1 protein-coding gene and 1 pseudogene are annotated in these 1,337 nt (G+C 37.2%); both read left to right on the forward strand.

Going from position 1 to position 1,337, the window contains the following annotated elements; all coding sequences use genetic code 11:
* A partial coding sequence (locus J536_RS24415) for a molecular chaperone (protein ID WP_032064281.1) occupies window positions 1-458 on the forward strand: 458 nt, incomplete at its 5' end.
* A gap of 9 nt (window positions 459-467) precedes the next feature.
* Window positions 468-1,337 (forward strand): annotated as a pseudogene (locus tag J536_RS24420) (fimbrial biogenesis outer membrane usher protein); the annotation flags it as partial.

Below are 1,337 nucleotides of genomic sequence, written 5' to 3' on the forward strand. Positions count from 1 at the left end.
TAAAACTACAACCTAGTGACTCTTATAACTTACGTGTAGTTAGAATTAACCCAGAACCTATTTCTGGTGAAAAAACCTATCGTATTATTATTGATGAGTTACCCAAACCAATTGATAGCCGTAAAGCAGCTCAGGGAGTAAATGTATTACTTCGCTCATCATTACCTGTATTTGTAGTAAATAAAGATGCGATTACCAAACTGAGTTGGAAAATTGATGTTAACCAGAACACACCTTCTTTAAATATTAGCAATATAGGTAACCGACATGCGCTGTTAAATAGTCTAATGCTTATTGATACAACAGCAAATAAAAGTTATCCCATTAAAGTAAATACTGTGAATGGTTATATTCTTGCGGAGAAGTCGAAAAGTTACTCGATTAGTAACTTTACCTACCAACCAAATCATAAATACAGCGTATCTCTAACAGTTAATGGTAAGAAAACCACACTTTAAGAGGCTTATATGAAATACATTATAGGTGTCTTATGTGTTGCGTATTTTCCTGCATATTCTTTTGCCGAACAGTTACTAGATCATACGAATACTGCAGTTCCCAGTGTTCCTAAATCTGTAGGTAGCAATGGTGAATATACACAAGTAGGAGCGAATGAGCAGGAGCAAGATCTTAATTTCATTCATCTATTTTTAAATGTTTCGATTAACTCAAATGCTAATGAAGATTTGGTTGCAGTAAAGCAATCTAAGGATGGAAAACTATATATTCGATCTAGCACTTTAAAAACTTTAAGACTAAAAATGGATGAACATATCCCAGATAATCAGTGGGTATGTATTAATGATCTAAACGGAATCCAGTTTAAATATCTAGAGAATGAGCAGTCTTTAAACTTAAAAGTTCCGTCGAACATGTTAACGGGTTATTCAGTTGACTTAAGTAGTCAGCAGGTCACTAGCCCGCATTTGCTAAAGATGAAGCCCTTAAACGCGGCTATTTTGAACTACAGTCTGTATAACACCATAACCAATGATGAGAATGTTTTCTCAGGTACGGCAGAAGGGATCTTTAATAGCGCAATCGGTAACTTTTCTTCAGGCGTTTTATATAACGGTAGTAATGAAAATAGTTATAGCCATGAAAAGTGGGTGCGCCTAGAAAGTAAGTGGCAATATGTTGACCCTGAAAAGATCAGGATATATACCCTAGGGGACTTTATTTCTAATAGCCCGGATTGGGGAAGCAGTGTCCGTCTGGCCGGTTTTCAGTGGTCGAGTGCTTATAGCCAACGCGGGGATATTGTCACTTCGGCACTCCCTCAATTCTCTGGCTCGGCAGCATTGCCTTCAACCCTAGATTTATACGTCAACCAGCAA

The sequence above is a fragment of the Acinetobacter sp. 809848 genome (assembly GCF_000581275.1).
Lineage (GTDB): Bacteria > Pseudomonadota > Gammaproteobacteria > Pseudomonadales > Moraxellaceae > Acinetobacter > Acinetobacter pittii.